The organism is Lentzea sp. NPDC055074 (assembly GCF_053608005.1).
This window is the reverse complement of sequence record NZ_JBSGUQ010000006.1, coordinates 322,827-336,914: the sequence shown is the minus strand read 5'-3', so window position 1 is coordinate 336,914 and position 14,088 is coordinate 322,827. Positions and strand designations below refer to the sequence as shown.

The 14,088-nt window shown below is 70.3% G+C and carries 12 protein-coding genes; 3 read left to right on the top strand and 9 right to left on the bottom strand.

The features are described from left to right. Nucleotides 1–61: 61 nt before the first annotated feature. Nucleotides 62–880: an SAM-dependent methyltransferase gene (locus ACWF7A_RS17450; RefSeq protein WP_452251454.1), complete on the bottom strand. Its 819-nt coding sequence runs from the start codon at nt 878–880 to the stop codon at nt 62–64. Nucleotides 881–1,062: 182 nt separating this feature from the next. On the opposite strand from ACWF7A_RS17450, the gene ACWF7A_RS17445 reads away from it, so the two are divergent. From ACWF7A_RS17445 to ACWF7A_RS17435, 3 genes are all read left to right on the top strand, one after another. Next, complete coding sequence (locus ACWF7A_RS17445) at nt 1,063–2,373, top strand: cytochrome P450 (protein ID WP_452251453.1); 1,311 nt, start codon at nt 1,063–1,065, stop codon at nt 2,371–2,373. 17 nt (nt 2,374–2,390) lie between these two features. After that, the gene (locus ACWF7A_RS17440) at nt 2,391–3,380 is read left to right on the top strand and encodes an alpha/beta hydrolase (protein ID WP_452251452.1); all 990 of its coding nucleotides are present in this window, start codon (nt 2,391–2,393) and stop codon (nt 3,378–3,380) included. A gap of 63 nt (nt 3,381–3,443) precedes the next feature. Further along, nucleotides 3,444–3,770 (top strand): MGMT family protein, encoded by a 327-nt coding sequence (locus ACWF7A_RS17435; protein WP_452251451.1) that lies wholly within the window; start codon nt 3,444–3,446, stop codon nt 3,768–3,770. A 1-nt stretch (nt 3,771) separates the two neighbouring features. On the opposite strand, the gene ACWF7A_RS17430 is transcribed toward ACWF7A_RS17435, so the two are convergent. The 8 genes from ACWF7A_RS17430 to ACWF7A_RS17395 form a co-directional block, all read right to left on the bottom strand. After that, nucleotides 3,772–4,407, bottom strand: coding sequence for a sirohydrochlorin chelatase (locus ACWF7A_RS17430; RefSeq protein WP_452251450.1), 636 nt, complete (start codon nt 4,405–4,407; stop codon nt 3,772–3,774). Then, nucleotides 4,404–5,495: a uroporphyrinogen-III synthase gene (locus ACWF7A_RS17425; protein WP_452251449.1), complete on the bottom strand. Its 1,092-nt coding sequence runs from the start codon at nt 5,493–5,495 to the stop codon at nt 4,404–4,406. Before ACWF7A_RS17425 ends, ACWF7A_RS17430 begins: the two co-directional genes overlap by 4 nt. Continuing rightward, nucleotides 5,492–5,803 carry a nitrite reductase small subunit NirD gene (gene nirD, locus ACWF7A_RS17420; protein ID WP_452251448.1) on the bottom strand — a complete coding sequence of 104 codons (312 nt, stop codon included), beginning with the start codon at nt 5,801–5,803 and terminating at the stop codon, nt 5,492–5,494. The genes ACWF7A_RS17425 and nirD overlap by 4 nt, the downstream gene beginning before the upstream one ends. Next, nucleotides 5,800–8,268: a nitrite reductase large subunit NirB gene (gene nirB / locus ACWF7A_RS17415; protein WP_452251447.1), complete on the bottom strand. Its 2,469-nt coding sequence runs from the start codon at nt 8,266–8,268 to the stop codon at nt 5,800–5,802. Before nirB ends, nirD begins: the two co-directional genes overlap by 4 nt. A 110-nt stretch (nt 8,269–8,378) precedes the next feature. Continuing rightward, entirely contained in the window at nt 8,379–9,680 is a 1,302-nt protein-coding gene (locus ACWF7A_RS17410; RefSeq protein WP_452251446.1) for an MFS transporter, read from the bottom strand. A 97-nt stretch (nt 9,681–9,777) separates the two neighbouring features. Continuing rightward, the gene (locus ACWF7A_RS17405; RefSeq protein ID WP_452251445.1) at nt 9,778–11,208 is read right to left on the bottom strand and encodes an FAD-dependent oxidoreductase; all 1,431 of its coding nucleotides are present in this window, start codon (nt 11,206–11,208) and stop codon (nt 9,778–9,780) included. Then, entirely contained in the window at nt 11,205–13,124 is a 1,920-nt protein-coding gene (locus ACWF7A_RS17400; protein WP_452251549.1) for a molybdopterin oxidoreductase family protein, read from the bottom strand. The genes ACWF7A_RS17405 and ACWF7A_RS17400 overlap by 4 nt, the downstream gene beginning before the upstream one ends. Before the next feature lie 109 nt (nt 13,125–13,233). Beyond that, entirely contained in the window at nt 13,234–14,031 is a 798-nt protein-coding gene (locus tag ACWF7A_RS17395) for a TIGR02569 family protein (protein WP_452251444.1), read from the bottom strand. Nucleotides 14,032–14,088 lie beyond the last annotated feature (57 nt).

Below are 14,088 nucleotides of genomic sequence, written 5' to 3'. Positions count from 1 at the left end.
CCCACCGGCAGTCGGCGCCCGTTGCGCCAACCGTGTGATCCTCCGACACTACTGCGTGGTTTCAGTCCTTACGACCGACCCCAGCGTACAAGAACATGTTCATCGACGCCTCGTCGGCGAAGTCACCGGGTCCGTCCGGGCGCCACTCCCCGCAGCCGACGAGCCCGGGCTCCACCAGCGAGAACCCGTCGAACAACGCGCTGACCCGCGCGTGGTCGCGCATGTGCATCTGGTCGGCGCTGCGGCTCTGGTTCACGACCGCGGCGGCCTGGTCGACGGTGTCGTCGATCTGGTCCTTGGCCACGTGCGTCATCACGAGGAAGCTGCCGGCGGGCAACGCGTCGCGGTAGTGCGCGACGAGCTTCTCCGGACCGTCCTCGTCGGGCACCCAGTGCATCATGAGCAGCATCAACAGGCCCACCGGTTCGTCGAGGCGCAGCAGCCTCGCGACCTCGGGACTCGACAGCACGGTCTCCGGTTTGCGCATGTCGGCCTGCACGATGGCGGCGTTGTCGTTGTCAGCCAACAACAATCGGCTGTGGGCGACGGCGACGGGGTCCTTGTCGACGTAGACGACGCGCGCGGCCGGGTCGCGTTCCTGGGCGACCTCGTGCACGTTCGCGACGGTCGGGATGCCGGAACCGATGTCGAGGAACTGGCGAATTCCCTGGTCCATCAGGAAGTTCACCGCCCGGCCGAGGAACCGGCGGTTGAGTCTGGCGACGTTCGGCAGTCCTGGAACCAGCTTCTCGATCTGGGTGCCGACCTGCCGGTCTGCGGCGAAGTTGTGGGCGCCGCCGAGGATGTAGTCGTAGACGCGGGCCATGCTCGGTACGTTCGTGTCGATGCCGAGCGGAACCCAGTTCTGGGTCTCTGCCACGGGGAACACCTCTTCGGTCGTTCGTGGCTCGTCGGGGAAGACGCACGAGCTTAGTCACCCGCGCGCCGCGCGCACTGCACCAACAGAGTGACGCCGAACCACCCGTTCAGGCACTGTCGTCTTACCCCAAACGGCTCCTAGGGTGGTCCATCCCCATTCGGCCCAACTCCACAGGAGTCCGGATGCCCGTCCCGGTGGCTCCCCACCGATGGCCGTTGCTCGGACACACCCCGTCGATGCTCACGCGGCGCGCCAGGTTCACCGACGCGCTGCACGAACAGGGCGACGTCGTGCGCCTCGACCTCGGCCCGCTGCACGCGCACTTCGTCACCAGCCCCGCGCTGACGCACGAAGTGCTGGTGTCACAAGGATCGAAGTTCCGCAAGGGCGCCATGTTCGACAAGTTCCAGCCCTACCTGGGGACGGGACTGCTGCTGTCGAACGGCGAGTACCACCTGCGCCAGCGCCGGATGATGCAACCGGCGTTCCATCGGGAACGGATTGAAGCCCATGCCTCGACGATGGCTCGTGCTGCTGCTTCGCTGGCTGCGCGGTGGCGCCCCGGTGAGGTCCGCGTCATCGAGGACGACATGCAGGAGCTCGCGGTCACCATCGTCGGCGAGACGCTCTTCTCGACGGAGATCGGCAGGCGCGCGGTCGAAGAGGTCCGCCGGTCCATCTTCACGGTCATCCAGCAGGGCATGATCCGCGCGCTGTCGCCGTCGTTCGTCGAACGATTACCGCTTCCCGGCAACCGCGAGTTCGACGCGGCCATCGCGCGCATGAAAGCCGTGGTGCTGCAGGTGATCGAGAGCTGGCGCGCGGACGGCCGCGACAACGGCGACGTCCTGTCGATGCTGCTGCTGGCGCAGGAGGACGGCGTCGGCATGACCGACCAGCAGACCTACGACGAGGTCCTGACCCTGCTCACCGCGGGCATCGAGACCACGGCGATCGCGCTGGCGTGGTCTCTCTACGAGGTGGGCAGGACACCGGAGATCGAGCAACGGCTGCACGCCGAGGTCGACGCGGTCGTCGGCGCCCGCGCGGTGACGTTCGCCGACGTCGCCTCGCTGCCGTACACGACGCAGGTCGTGCAGGAGACCCTGCGGATGTACCCGATCTGGTTCGTCATGCGCCGCACGCTGACGGAGGTGCGGCTCGGCGACGTCTCGTTGCCCGCGGGCGCCGAGGTGATCGTCAGCCCGCACGCCCTGCACCACGACGAACGCTACTTCCCGTCCCCGGAACGCTTCTGGCCCGAGCGGTGGACCCCCGAGTTCACCGCGGGCCTGCCCCGCGGCGCGTTCATCCCGTTCGGCGGCGGCAACCGCCAGTGCCTGGGCAACACCTTCGCCCAGACGGAGATCGTCATCACGCTGGCCACGATCGCCTCCCGCTGGAGGCTCGTGCCCACCCGTCCGGCGCGCGTGAGGTTCACGTCCGCGCCGTACCCCCGCGGCCTGCTCATGAAGGCCGTTCCCCGCGACTAGTTGGAGGTAGTACCCCCATGCGTTTCCGCCGGCTCTGCGCCGCGGCGCTGCTCGCCACCGGAATCCTGTCAGCCCCGCACACCGCTTCCGCCGCCACCACCTGCCAGGACGTCACCTACCCGGTGCGCATCGGCCTGACCCCGCTGGTCACCACGCAGGAGACGATGGCGGGCAGGCTGTGCGTCCCCGACGGCGCGAGGACCGTGCAGGTCCTGATCCCGGGCGGCACGTACGACCGCACGTACTGGGACGTCGGCTACGAACCGTCGACCCACTCGTTCACCCGGTCCCAGAACAGCGCGGGCTTCGCCACCCTCGCCCTCGACCGCCTGGGCACGGGCAGGAGCAGCAAACCGCTGAGCGCCCTGGTGACGGCGTCGACCCAGGCGAGCGCGGTCCACCAGGTCATCTCGACCCTGAAACCCCGCTTCACCAAGGTGATCGTCGCGGGCCACTCCATCGGCTCGGCGATGGCGATGATCGAGGCGGGCACGTACCGCGACGTGGACGGCGTGCTGGTCACCGGCTTCACGCACAAGATGAACTACATCACCGTCGTCCCGGTGCTGGCGAACATGATCCCGGCGCGCCTCGACGCCGGTTACCTCACCACGATGCCGGACACCCGCTACAACTCGTTCCACAAACCGGGCCCGCTCGTCCCGGGCTCGATCTCGTTCGACGAGGCCACCAAGGACGTCTTCGCCGTCACCGAGGCCGTCGACACGATCCTGCTGAACACGGTGGTCGTCCCGATCTCCCGCCAGATCAGGGTGCCGGTGTTCCTGGTCGTGGGCGACGACACCCACTTCTGCGGCTCGGGCGTCCCGCTGATGGGCAGCGACTGCTCCAGTCCCGCCGCGCTGAAGGCGGACGAGGCCCCGTTCTTCCCGGCCGTCCCGCGCTTCGACACCTACGTGCTCAACGGATACGGCCACTCCATCAACTACGCGCCGAACGCGCCGGACTACCACGCCGCCGTCGCCCGGTGGGCGAGGACGATCTAGCTGGTGGTGTGGCTCAGAACGTTGCCGGTCAACGTTCTGTGTCACACCACTAGAATCACCGGTATGGACGAAGAGATCCACGAGCGGGTCCGCGAAGTCATCCTGGCCATCCCCCGCGGACGCGTCGCCACGTACGGCGACATCGCGGATCTGGCCAAGGCCCCGTCGCCACGGGTGGTCGGTCGCATCCTCAACGAGGACGGCCGCGACCTGCCGTGGCAACGGGTCCTCAAGGCGGACGGCACGTGCGCCCCGCACCTGCGCGACACCCAGCTGCAGCTGCTGCACGAGGAGGGCGTGCCCAACCTCGACGGCAAGGTGAACCTGCGGGACTACCGCTGGGAGTCCGCGCGCAAGGACGAGGGCGCCGAGGCTCCCGGCCTCTGGTAGCTCAGGCCGTGCGCGACAACCGGGCCTCGTAGTACCGGCGCACCAGCACGTCGATCAGAAGCGGATGCGCCCCAACGGGTTCGGCGACGACGTCCGCCCCGCAGGCGGCGAGCGAGCCGTGGAACACGCCGGGCGCCAGCAGCCACGACGCGACGGCCACACGGCGTCCGCGCAGCCCGGCGACCACGTCCGGCACGCGCGGTGTCGCGGTGGCCACGTACCCGACCGCGGACGCCCCGAGCAACGCGGCCGCTCGCCGCACCGTGGCCAGGGCCCGGGCGTCGGACGAACCCGCCGCGGCGAGCACGACTGCGTCGCCGCGGCGGAAACCTGCCTCTCGCAACCGATCGCGCACCGACGGCACCGCGTCCAGTCCCACAGGCGCGGTCAGCACGACGTCGGGCCGGGACCCGATCTGCTCCGGGATGTCCACCCGGACGTGATAGCCCGCGGCCAGGAACACCGGCACCACGACGCACGGTCCGTCCACAACGGATCGGACAGACGGCTCGACCACGTCCGCGTAGGCGACGGCGACCGGTACGTCCACCGAGGCCTGGACGGCCGCGGCGATCTCCGCACACACCACCGCACCACGCGGATCACGCGTCCCGTGGAACGCCAACACCAGCTTCATGCAGGCTCCATAGCTAGCCGATACCCACGTTTCACCACGGTGCACACCATCTGCGGCGACCCCAGCGCGGTCCGCAACCGCCCGATCGCCGTCTCCACGGCGTGCTCCTCGCCGCCGGAGGGCAAGGCGGCCAACAGGTCCTGCCGGGACACGACCCGCCCACGTGCGGCCACGAGAGTCCGCAACACGGCCATCGGAGCGGGCGCGACGGGCCGCAGCTCGCCGTCGATCACCACGGCCTGAGCACGCATCTCCATGTCCAGGGACGCGATCCGCAACCGCAACGCCCGGGAAGGCAGCTCCACGGCCAGTTCCCGCACCATCGACCCGATCCGCGACCGAGCGGGCTGCACCACGGGAATCCCGGCGGCGACCAACGGCCCGGCGGTGATCGCCCCGACCCCGACCACCAGGACGTCCCGGCGCAGGCACGAGACCAATGCCCCGAGGTCCGGAGCCATCCGCAACACCGAGGAGGCCGCGGGCGCCGAGGTGAACGTCAGCGCGTCCACCTGCCCCGCCACCACGGCGTCGATCAACCGCAACAGCGGCCCCGTGTCCGCCGGCGGCTCCCACCGGTAGACGGGGATCTCGACGACGTCGGCCCCGGCGGCCGCCAGGGTGTTCACGAAGTCGGGCAACGGTTCCCCGTGCAGCTGCACGGCCACCCGCTTCCCGGACACACCCATTCGCAGCAGGTACTGCAACAGCTCGGCGTTCGACTCGGACGACGGCGACCAGGCCTCCACCAGCCCCGCCGCCCGGACGGCACCCTTCGCCTTGGGCCCGCGCGGCAGCACCACCGCACCCTCCAGCGCGCGGTGCAGCCGTGCGGCCAGCCCCCACCCCTCCGCCGCCTCGAACCACCCGCGGAACCCGATCGCGGTCGTGGCGACGACGACGTCCACCGGCGACGCCACGAGCTCCAGCGTCGCGGCGTGCAGGGTCGCGTCGTCCGGCAGGGGCACGATCCGCAACGCCGGACCGTGCAGGACGGAGGCGCCCTTGCGTTCCAGCAGGGCGATGAGCTCGTCGGCACGGCGGGCCGCGGTGACGCCGATCGTGAAGCCCGCCAACGGGCCCGTCATGTCAGCTCCACAACACCGTCACGCACGCGCACCTGATGCACCGCAACGGACACGGACGGTTCGTCGAGGCACTTCCCGGTCGCCAGCTCGAAAGCCTGCTTGTAGACCGGGGACACCACGACGGGCACGCCGCCGCGGTCGCCGACGATGCCGCGTGACAGCACCGCCGCGCCGCTGAACGGGTCGATGTTGTCCAGGGCGTGCAGAGAGCCTTCCGCGGTCAGGAACACCGCCACCTGCGAGCCGTCGGGCAGCAGCGCCGCGACGCCCTGTTCCGGACGCAACACGTCGAAGTCACAGACGATCACCTGACGACCTCCGGGATGCCCAGGGACACGGGGACGCGCTGACCACGTTCAGCGCGGAACGAGATCGAGGGGTCCGGCACACCCGGCGCGTTCACGAACGACGTGAACCGGGCCAGCTTCTCCGGGTCCTCCAGCACTCCGCGCCACTCGTCGGCGTAGTCGGAGACGTGCGACTCCATCGCGGACTCCAGCTCCGCGCAGATGCCGAGCTTGTCGTCCACGACGACCTCGCGCAGGTGGTCGAGCCCGCCGTCGAGCCCTTCCAGCCACGCCGCGGTGCGCTGCAGCCGGTCGGCCGTGCGGATGTAGAACATCAGGAACCGGTCGATCACGCGGATCAGCTGCTCGGTGTCCACATCGGACACGAGCAGGTCGGCGTGACGGGGCGTGAACCCGCCGTTGCCGCCCACGTAGAGGTTCCAGCCGTTCTCGGTGGCGATCACGCCGAAGTCCTTGCTGCGCGCCTCGGCACACTCGCGCGCGCACCCGGACACGGCGGACTTGAGCTTGTGCGGCGACCGCAGCCCCCGGTAGCGCAGCTCCAGCTCGATCGCGAGACCGACGGAGTCCTGCACGCCGTACCGGCACCAAGTCGTGCCGACGCAGGACTTCACCGTGCGCAACGACTTGCCGTACGCGTGCCCGGACTCGAAGCCCGCGTCGACGAGCCGGCGCCAGATCTCCGGCAGCTGGTCGACGGTCGCGCCGAACAGGTCGATGCGCTGACCGCCGGTGATCTTCGTGTAGAGCCCGTAGTCGCGGGCCACCTCGCCGATGACGATCAGCTTCTCCGGCGTGATCTCGCCGCCGGGGATGCGCGGCACCACCGAGTACGTGCCGTTGCGCTGCAGGTTCGCCAGGAACTTGTCGTTGGTGTCCTGCAACGAGACCTGCTCGCCACCGAGGATGTGCCCGTTGCCCAGCGACGCCAGGATCGAGGCCACCGCGGGCTTGCAGATGTCGCAGCCACGTCCGGTGCCGTGCTTCTCGACCAACGCGGAGAACGTCGTCACGCGCGTCGCCCGGACGATCTCGAACAGCTCCGCGCGGGAGTACGTGAAGTGCTCGCACAACGCCTTGGACTGCTCGACACCGCACTCGGTCAGCAGCTTCTTGAGCATCGGCACGCACGAACCACAGCCCGTGCCGGCCTTGGTGCACGCCTTCAGCTCGGCTACGTCGCACGCCACACCGGACTGGATCGCGTCGGTGATGGTCTGCTTGGTCACCGCGAGACAGGAGCAGACCTGCGCGTCGGCGGGCATCTCCACGTCCACGGCCCCACCGGGCTGCAACAGCGCGGCCGGGACCTCCTTGCCCACCAACGGCCGCAACGACAGGTACGACGAGGCGTCGCCGACGAGCACGCCTCCGAGCAGGATGCGCGCGTCGTCCGACACCACGAGCTTGCTGTAGGTGCCGGCGACGGCGTTGTTGACGACGACCTCCAGCGCTCCTTCGGTGGCGGCATGAGCGTCTCCGAACGACGCCACGTCGACGCCGAGCAGCTTGAGCTTCGTCGACACGTCGGCGCCGGGGAACACCCGCGCCCCACCGGAGAGCTGGTCGGCGACCACCTCGGCCATCGAGTAACCGGGGGCCACCAGCCCGTACGTCACGCCCTCGACGGCGGCGCACTCGCCGATCGCGAACACGTGCGGGTCGGAGGTCCGGCAGGCGGCGTCGACCAGGTACCCGCCGCGCGGCCCCAGCTCCAGCCCCAGGTCGAGGTCGGTGCGCGGCCGGATGCCGGCGCTGAACACCACCACGTCCAGGTCGAGCTCGAGACCGGACGCCAGCTTGGCGATCAGCCGCGACCCGTCGCGTTCGATGGAGGAGGCGGAGGTCCCGGTGTGCACGGTCAGGTCCAGCTTCTCGACCAGCCGCTTGAGCAGCGCCGAACCGCCGTCGTCGACCTGGATCGGCATGAGCCGCGGTGCCAGCTCGACGACGTGCGGCGAGACTCCCATGCCGCGCAACGCGTTGGCCGCCTCCAGCCCGAGCAGACCGCCGCCGAGCACCATCCCGGACTTCCGGCCGGGACGGGAGGCCGCCTCCACCGTCGCCCGGATCTCGTCCAGGTCGTCGATCGTGCGGTAGACGTGGCACCCCGGCAGGTCGCGACCGGGCACCGGCGGCACGAACGGCGCCGAACCGGTGGCCAGCACCAGGGCGTCGTACGCGATCTCCACACCGGAGGCACCGGTCACGACCTTGCGGGCGCGGTCCACGGACACGGCCTTCTCGCCCAGGCGGAGCTCGCAGCCGCTCAGCGCGGGCAGCTCCAGGTCCGCGGAGTCCCAGCTGTCCACATAGGACGACAACGCCACGCGGTCGTAAGCGGGGCGGGACTCCTCGCCGAACACCACGATCCGCCAGGACGAGTCGCGGAGGACCTCGACGAGCCGGTGGCCGACCATGCCGTTGCCGATCACGACCAGGGTCTTGTCAGTCGACGCAGTCATCGGGCATCCCTCCTTCCGCCGGTATGCTCACCGGACGGCGTGTCATCCCCAGGTCCGCGACATTGCGCGGGTGTTAAAGGAAACTCTCTCCGCAGATCAGGCGGTGTGCGTCACACGCCCGCGTAGGCGAGCGACGGCCGCGCCGCGAACACGTTGCGCCGCAGGTAGAACCACCACGTCGTGGCCAGGCAGAGCCCGTAGAACACGAGGATCGCGGTCAGCGCGGGCGTCAGCGTCTTCGAGCCCTCGAGTGAGAACTTGAACACCAGGTTGACGAGCACACCGCCGGCTGCGCCGACCGCACCGGCGATGCCGACCACCGCGGCGGCCTGCCGCTTGGCGGACTTGTCGTCGTCGGACTGCGTGCGGAAGATCGCCGGGATCATCCGGTACGTCGAGCCGTTGCCCACGCCCGCCAGCACGAACAGCGCGATGAACGAGCCGAAGAACAGCGCGAAGTTCCGCGAGTCGACGCTGACCATCACGCCGATCGTGCCGACGGCGAGCCCGACGAACGTCCCGAGCGTCACCTTCGCGCCACCGACGCGGTCCGCGAGCCAGCCGCCCAGCGGCCGGGCCACCGAGCCGATCAGCGCGCCGAGGAACGCGAGCGCCACCCAGCCCTTGTAGTCCACGAAGCTCAGCTTGATCAGCGACGGGAACGCGAACGAGTACCCGATGAACGAGCCGAACGTGCCGATGTACAGGAACGACATCACCCACGTGTGCTGGTTCGACAGCGCGAGCCTGTACGACTGCCCGTCCGGCTTGGCCTGCGTCAGGCTGTCCATGAACAGCCACGCGAGAGCCGTGGCGACCACGATGAACGGCATCCAGATCAACGCCGAGTAGGCCAGGTTGATCCCGGTGCCGAGGGTGATCACGAACGGCACGACGAGCTGCGTGATCGCGACGCCCAGGTTGCCGCCGGCCGCGTTCATGCCGAGCGCCAGGCCCTTCTTGCCCTCCGGGTAGAAGAACGAGATGTTCGCCATCGACGACGAGAAGTTGCCGCCGCCCAGGCCCATCGCGGCCGAGGTGAGCAGGAAGAACCAGTACGGCGTGCCCGGCGTCGACACGGCGTAGGCCAGCATCGTGCACGGGATCAGCAGCAACCCTGCGCTGATCGTCGTCCACAACCGGCCGCCGAACTTCGGCACCGCGAACGTGTACGGCACCCGCAGCACGGCGCCGACGAGGTTGGGCACGATCAGCAGCCAGAACTGCTGGCCGACGCTGAAGTCGAACCCGACGGAGCCGAGGCTCACCACCACGATGCTCATCAGCACCCACACGCTGAACCCGAGGTTCTCGGCGAAGATGGAGAGCGCCAGGTTCTTGCGAGCGATCCGTTTACCGGTGGACTCCCAGAACTCGGGCTTCTCCGGTTCCCAGTGGTCGATCCAGCTCATGTACGTCCTCCGCGGCGTCGGCAACTGCCGAAACCCTAGAAATGGCGCATTACCAAGGGGTTCTCGCCGATGACGCCGACGGGAACTCCACCGCACATCATGCCGACGCGGGCTGTGAGGTATCGAGCCATTCGAGCAGCCCGCACACCGCGTCCTTGCAGCCACCGCAGCCGGTGGTGGCCCTGGTGGCTTCCGCGAGCTGCGGCAACGACTCCGCGCCCGCGCGCCAGGCGGACACGATCTGCCCCTTGGACACGGTGTTGCAGCGGCAGATCACCGCGCTGGACGGAAGGTCGGCCGGTGACGCGGCCTCGGCGGGCAACGCCCGTCCCAGCAGCAACGCGAGCCGGTCGGTCGGCGCCGGGATGCCGCGGTCGTAGAGCTGGGTGATCGTGGCGGCCGCATCCGGTGCGCCGAGCACGATCGCGCCCGTCACCCGGTCGTCGCGCAGCACGAGCTTGGCGTACCGGCCGCGCGAGGGTTCCTGGAAGCACAGGACCTCCGAGTCCGGGCAGTCCACGTCGACGTGCACGTCACCCAGCGCCGCGAGGTCGACGTCGCGTGCTTTCAACCGCGTGACGACGGAGGTCCCGCGGTAGCGGGCGGCCGGGTCCGTGCCGGTCAGGCGGTCCGCGAGCACGGCGGCCTGGTCCCACGCGGGCTGCACCAGGCCCGACACCGTGCCGGGGTGCTGGGCGCAGTCACCGATCGCGTGCACGCGCGGGTCGCTGGTGCGCAACGCGTCGTCCACGACGATGCCGCGGTCGACGGTCAGACCGGCGCGCACCGCCAGCGAGGTCTCGGCGCGCACGCCGGCGGACACCACGACGAGCTCGGCGGGCACGTGGCTGCCGTCGTCGAGGATCAGGCCGTCGCCGGGGAGGTACTTGGCGGCCAGGGCGTTCAGGCGGAACTCGATGCCGAGCTGGCCGAGCGTGCGGGCGAGGACGCTGCCGGCACCGGGATCGAGCTGGCGTTCCATGAGGTGGCCGACGGGGTGCACGACGGTGACCAGGCAGCCGCGTCCGGCGAGACCGCGGGCCGCCTCGATGCCGAGCAGGCCGCCGCCGAGGACGGCCACGGGCATGCCCTTCTGCGCCCTGGCCTCGATCTGGGCGCAGTCGTCGAGGGTGCGGAAGGCGACGACGCCGGGGGCGAGCCCACCGTCCTCCAGGAGGCCCTCGGCGGGCGGCACCCAGGGGACGCTGCCGGTGGCGAGCACGAGGGAGTCGTAGGGAACGGATTCGCCGGAGCCGAGCACGACGGTCCGCGACGACCTGTCGATCTCCCGCACCTCGCAGCCCAGGCGCAGGTCGACGTCGTGGTCCGCGGCCCACCGGTCGTCGTGCAGCCGCGTCGACTCCGGCGTCATCGCGCCCGCCACCACGGTCGACAGCAGCACGCGGTTGTAGGCGGCGTGCGGTTCCGCACCCACCACGGTGATGGAGATGCCGGCGTCACGGCGGCGCAGCTCGTCCGCCAGCCTCGCCCCCGCCATGCCGTACCCGACGATCACGACTCGTCTCATGCCCGCTCCAATCGAACCGCGCAGACCTTGAACTCGGGCATCCGGCTCGTGGGATCGAGCGCGGGGTTGGTGAGCAGGTTGGCCCGTCCGTCGCCGGGGAAGTGGAACGGCAGGAACACCGCGTCGGCACGCATGCTCGGCACGCACCGCACGACCGCCGTCACCGTTCCCCGTCTGGACACGACGTGCGCGGACTCACCGGCGGCGAGCCCCAACCGCGCCGCGGTGTCCGGGTGGACCTCCACGTACATCTCGGGAACGGCCTTCAGGAGCTCGCCGATCAACCGCGTCTGCGCACCGGACTGGTAGTGCTGCAGGACGCGGCCGGTGGTGGCCTGCAACGGGAACTCGGCGTCGGGCGGCTCGGCGGGGCCGCGGTGGTCGACGGGGACGAACCGCGCCAGGCCGTCGGGGTGGGCGAACTCGTCGAGGAAGAGCCTTGGCGTACCAGGGTGATCCACGGACGGCACGGGCCAGTGCAGCTGCTCGGACTCCAGCCGTTCGTAGGTGATGCCGGAGTAGTCGGAGAGACCACCGGCCGACGCGCGGCGCAGCTCCTCGAAGACATCGACGGGCTGCACGGGGAACTTCTCGCCGACGCCGAGGCGGGAAGCGAGGCCCTGCAACAGCTCCAGGTCGCTGCGCACCCCGGCAGGCGGGTCGAGTGCCTTGCGGCGCCGGATGATCCGGCCTTCGAGGTTGGTCATCGTGCCGTCCTCCTCGGCCCACTGCGTGACCGGGAACACGACGTCGGCCATCGCGGCGGTCTCCGACATCACGAAGTCCGCCACCACCAACAGGTCCAGAGCCTTGAACCGGTCGACGACACCGGACGCCCGCGGCGCCGACACCACCGGGTTGCTGCCGAACACCAGCATCGCCCTGATGTCGTCCGCGACGAGCAGTTCGTACGCGCTGCGCCCCGGACCGGGCAGCGAGGTCACACCCCAGACGTCCATGATGTGCCGCCGTGCGGCGGGATCGTCGATCTTGCGGTAGCCCGGCAGCTGGTCGGCCTTCTGCCCGTGCTCCCGCCCGCCCTGCCCGTTGCCCTGCCCGGTCAGGCAGCCGTACCCGGAGCCCTCACGGCCCGGCAGTCCCAGTGCCAGGGCCAGGTTGATCCACGCGGAGACGTTGTCGGTGCCCGACGCGTGCTGCTCGGTGCCCCGTCCCGTCAGCACGTACGACCGCCCGGCCAGCATGTGCACGGCGGCGCGCTGGTCGGCGGCGGACACACCCGTGACGCGTTCGACCTGCTCCGGCCACCACGCCGCCGCCACCCGCCAGGCGTCGTCGAAACCCGTGGTGCGCGAGGAGATGTACTCCTTGTCGATCACGCCCTCGATGACCGCCGTGTGCAGCAGTCCCAGCGCCAGAGCCAGGTCCGTGCCGGGGGCGGGCTGCAGGTGCAGCGTCGCGCGCTCGGCGGTGGGCGTGCGACGCGGGTCGATGACGATCAGCCGTGCGCCTTCGAGGTGCCGCAGGAACGGCGGCATCGTCTCGGCCGGGTTCGACCCGGCGAGCAGCACGGTGTCCGCGCCGCGCAGGTCCGTGAGCGGGAACGGCAGCCCGCGGTCCAGCCCGAACGCCTTGGTGCCCGCGGCCGCGGCGGACGACATGCAGAACCGTCCGTTGTAGTCGATCTGCGAGGTCTTCAACGCCACCCGCGCGAACTTGCCGAGCGCGTAGGCCTTCTCGTTCGTCAGCCCGCCGCCGCCGAACACGGCGACCTCGTCGGGCTCGTAGGAGGTGATCCGCGACGCCACGAAGTCCAGCGCCTCGTCCCAGGACACCGGCGAACCGTGCAGAAGCGGCGTGGTGAGCCGCCCGGGGTGGCGCAGCAGCTCCCCCGCCGTCCAGCCCTTCTGGCACAGCCCACCGGGACCAGGGCTCACCTGGCCGTCGATGACGCTCATGGAGCACTGCAGCGCGCAGTAGGGGCAATGGGTGGTCACGCCTTCGAACGCTAGGAAGCGCGCGTTAACCCGATGCTCCGCAATGTTTCGTCGAGGGAAATTGGCCCGCTCAGAGCAGTGCGGTGACGAAGTGAGCAGCTCGTTCCAAGCCCGCAAAGGACTGCGGCGTTGACAACGGGTGCAGCGCGTGCACGGCCACGCGGAACAGCGTCGCGCGCAGCAGCGCCTGCTCCCACTCGGCCTGGTGGCTCCACCGGTGGAACAGCCCGGGGTCCGCGCCACCCCACGCCACGGCGTCCACCGCGACGACGGCGGCGGCCCACTCGGCGGGGCGCCAGTAGGCGGTGAAGTCGATGACGGCCGGCGGCGCGTTGCCCGCGAACAGCACGTTGCCGAACAGGTCGCCGTGCACGACCTGCGGCTTGAGGTTGAGGGGCTTCTTCAGGTCCTTCAGCACGTCGAACAGCCGTCCGCCGAGGTCGGCCTCGAGCGGCACGTCCTCCTCGCTCCACGCCTTGCGGTCCGCGACGGCGAACACGTCCGTGCGCGCGTCCAGGAACCGGGGCTTGGCCAGCTCGGCGGTGGCCTGGTGCAGGCGCTGGGCGACGGCGATGACCTCGTCGTGCCGCGCCTCGGCCCGTCCGGCGAGGAACTTGGTGGCGGACCAGCCGCCGACGACGTAGCGGCCGTCGGTGGATCTCAGCGGCCGGCCGATGCGCAGGTGGTGCACGTCGAGGCCGTCGAGGGTCTTCGCGATCCAGGTGGCCTCGGCGGGCTTGGGCGCGGGACGGATCGTGGCGTCGCCGCAGCGCCAGGCCGGGCCGCCGTCGATGAGCTCGGGCTCGGCGTCACGGGCCCCGAACGCCGCACGCACGTGCGCTGGGGGCGGTTCGGGGGACCGGGTCACGGTCGGGCACGCTACCTGCAAGGACCGTCCGGGTGGTGGACCTCGACACGCCGTGAT

What these genes read in the sequence shown, in the direction of transcription:
- ACWF7A_RS17405 (WP_452251445.1), bottom strand. Translation starts at nt 11,208, where the DNA reads ATGAGACGAGTCGTGATCGTCGGGTACGGCATGGCGGGGGCGAGGCTG.
- ACWF7A_RS17425 (WP_452251449.1), bottom strand. Translation starts at nt 5,495, where the DNA reads ATGACGGGCCCGTTGGCGGGCTTCACGATCGGCGTCACCGCGGCCCGC.
- ACWF7A_RS17440 (WP_452251452.1), top strand. Translation starts at nt 2,391, where the DNA reads ATGCGTTTCCGCCGGCTCTGCGCCGCGGCGCTGCTCGCCACCGGAATC.
- ACWF7A_RS17430 (WP_452251450.1), bottom strand. Translation starts at nt 4,407, where the DNA reads ATGAAGCTGGTGTTGGCGTTCCACGGGACGCGTGATCCGCGTGGTGCG.
- ACWF7A_RS17435 (WP_452251451.1), top strand. Translation starts at nt 3,444, where the DNA reads ATGGACGAAGAGATCCACGAGCGGGTCCGCGAAGTCATCCTGGCCATC.
- ACWF7A_RS17400 (WP_452251549.1), bottom strand. Translation starts at nt 13,124, where the DNA reads ATGAGCGTCATCGACGGCCAGGTGAGCCCTGGTCCCGGTGGGCTGTGC.
- ACWF7A_RS17410 (WP_452251446.1), bottom strand. Translation starts at nt 9,680, where the DNA reads ATGAGCTGGATCGACCACTGGGAACCGGAGAAGCCCGAGTTCTGGGAG.
- nirB (WP_452251447.1), bottom strand. Translation starts at nt 8,268, where the DNA reads ATGACTGCGTCGACTGACAAGACCCTGGTCGTGATCGGCAACGGCATG.
- ACWF7A_RS17445 (WP_452251453.1), top strand. Translation starts at nt 1,063, where the DNA reads ATGCCCGTCCCGGTGGCTCCCCACCGATGGCCGTTGCTCGGACACACC.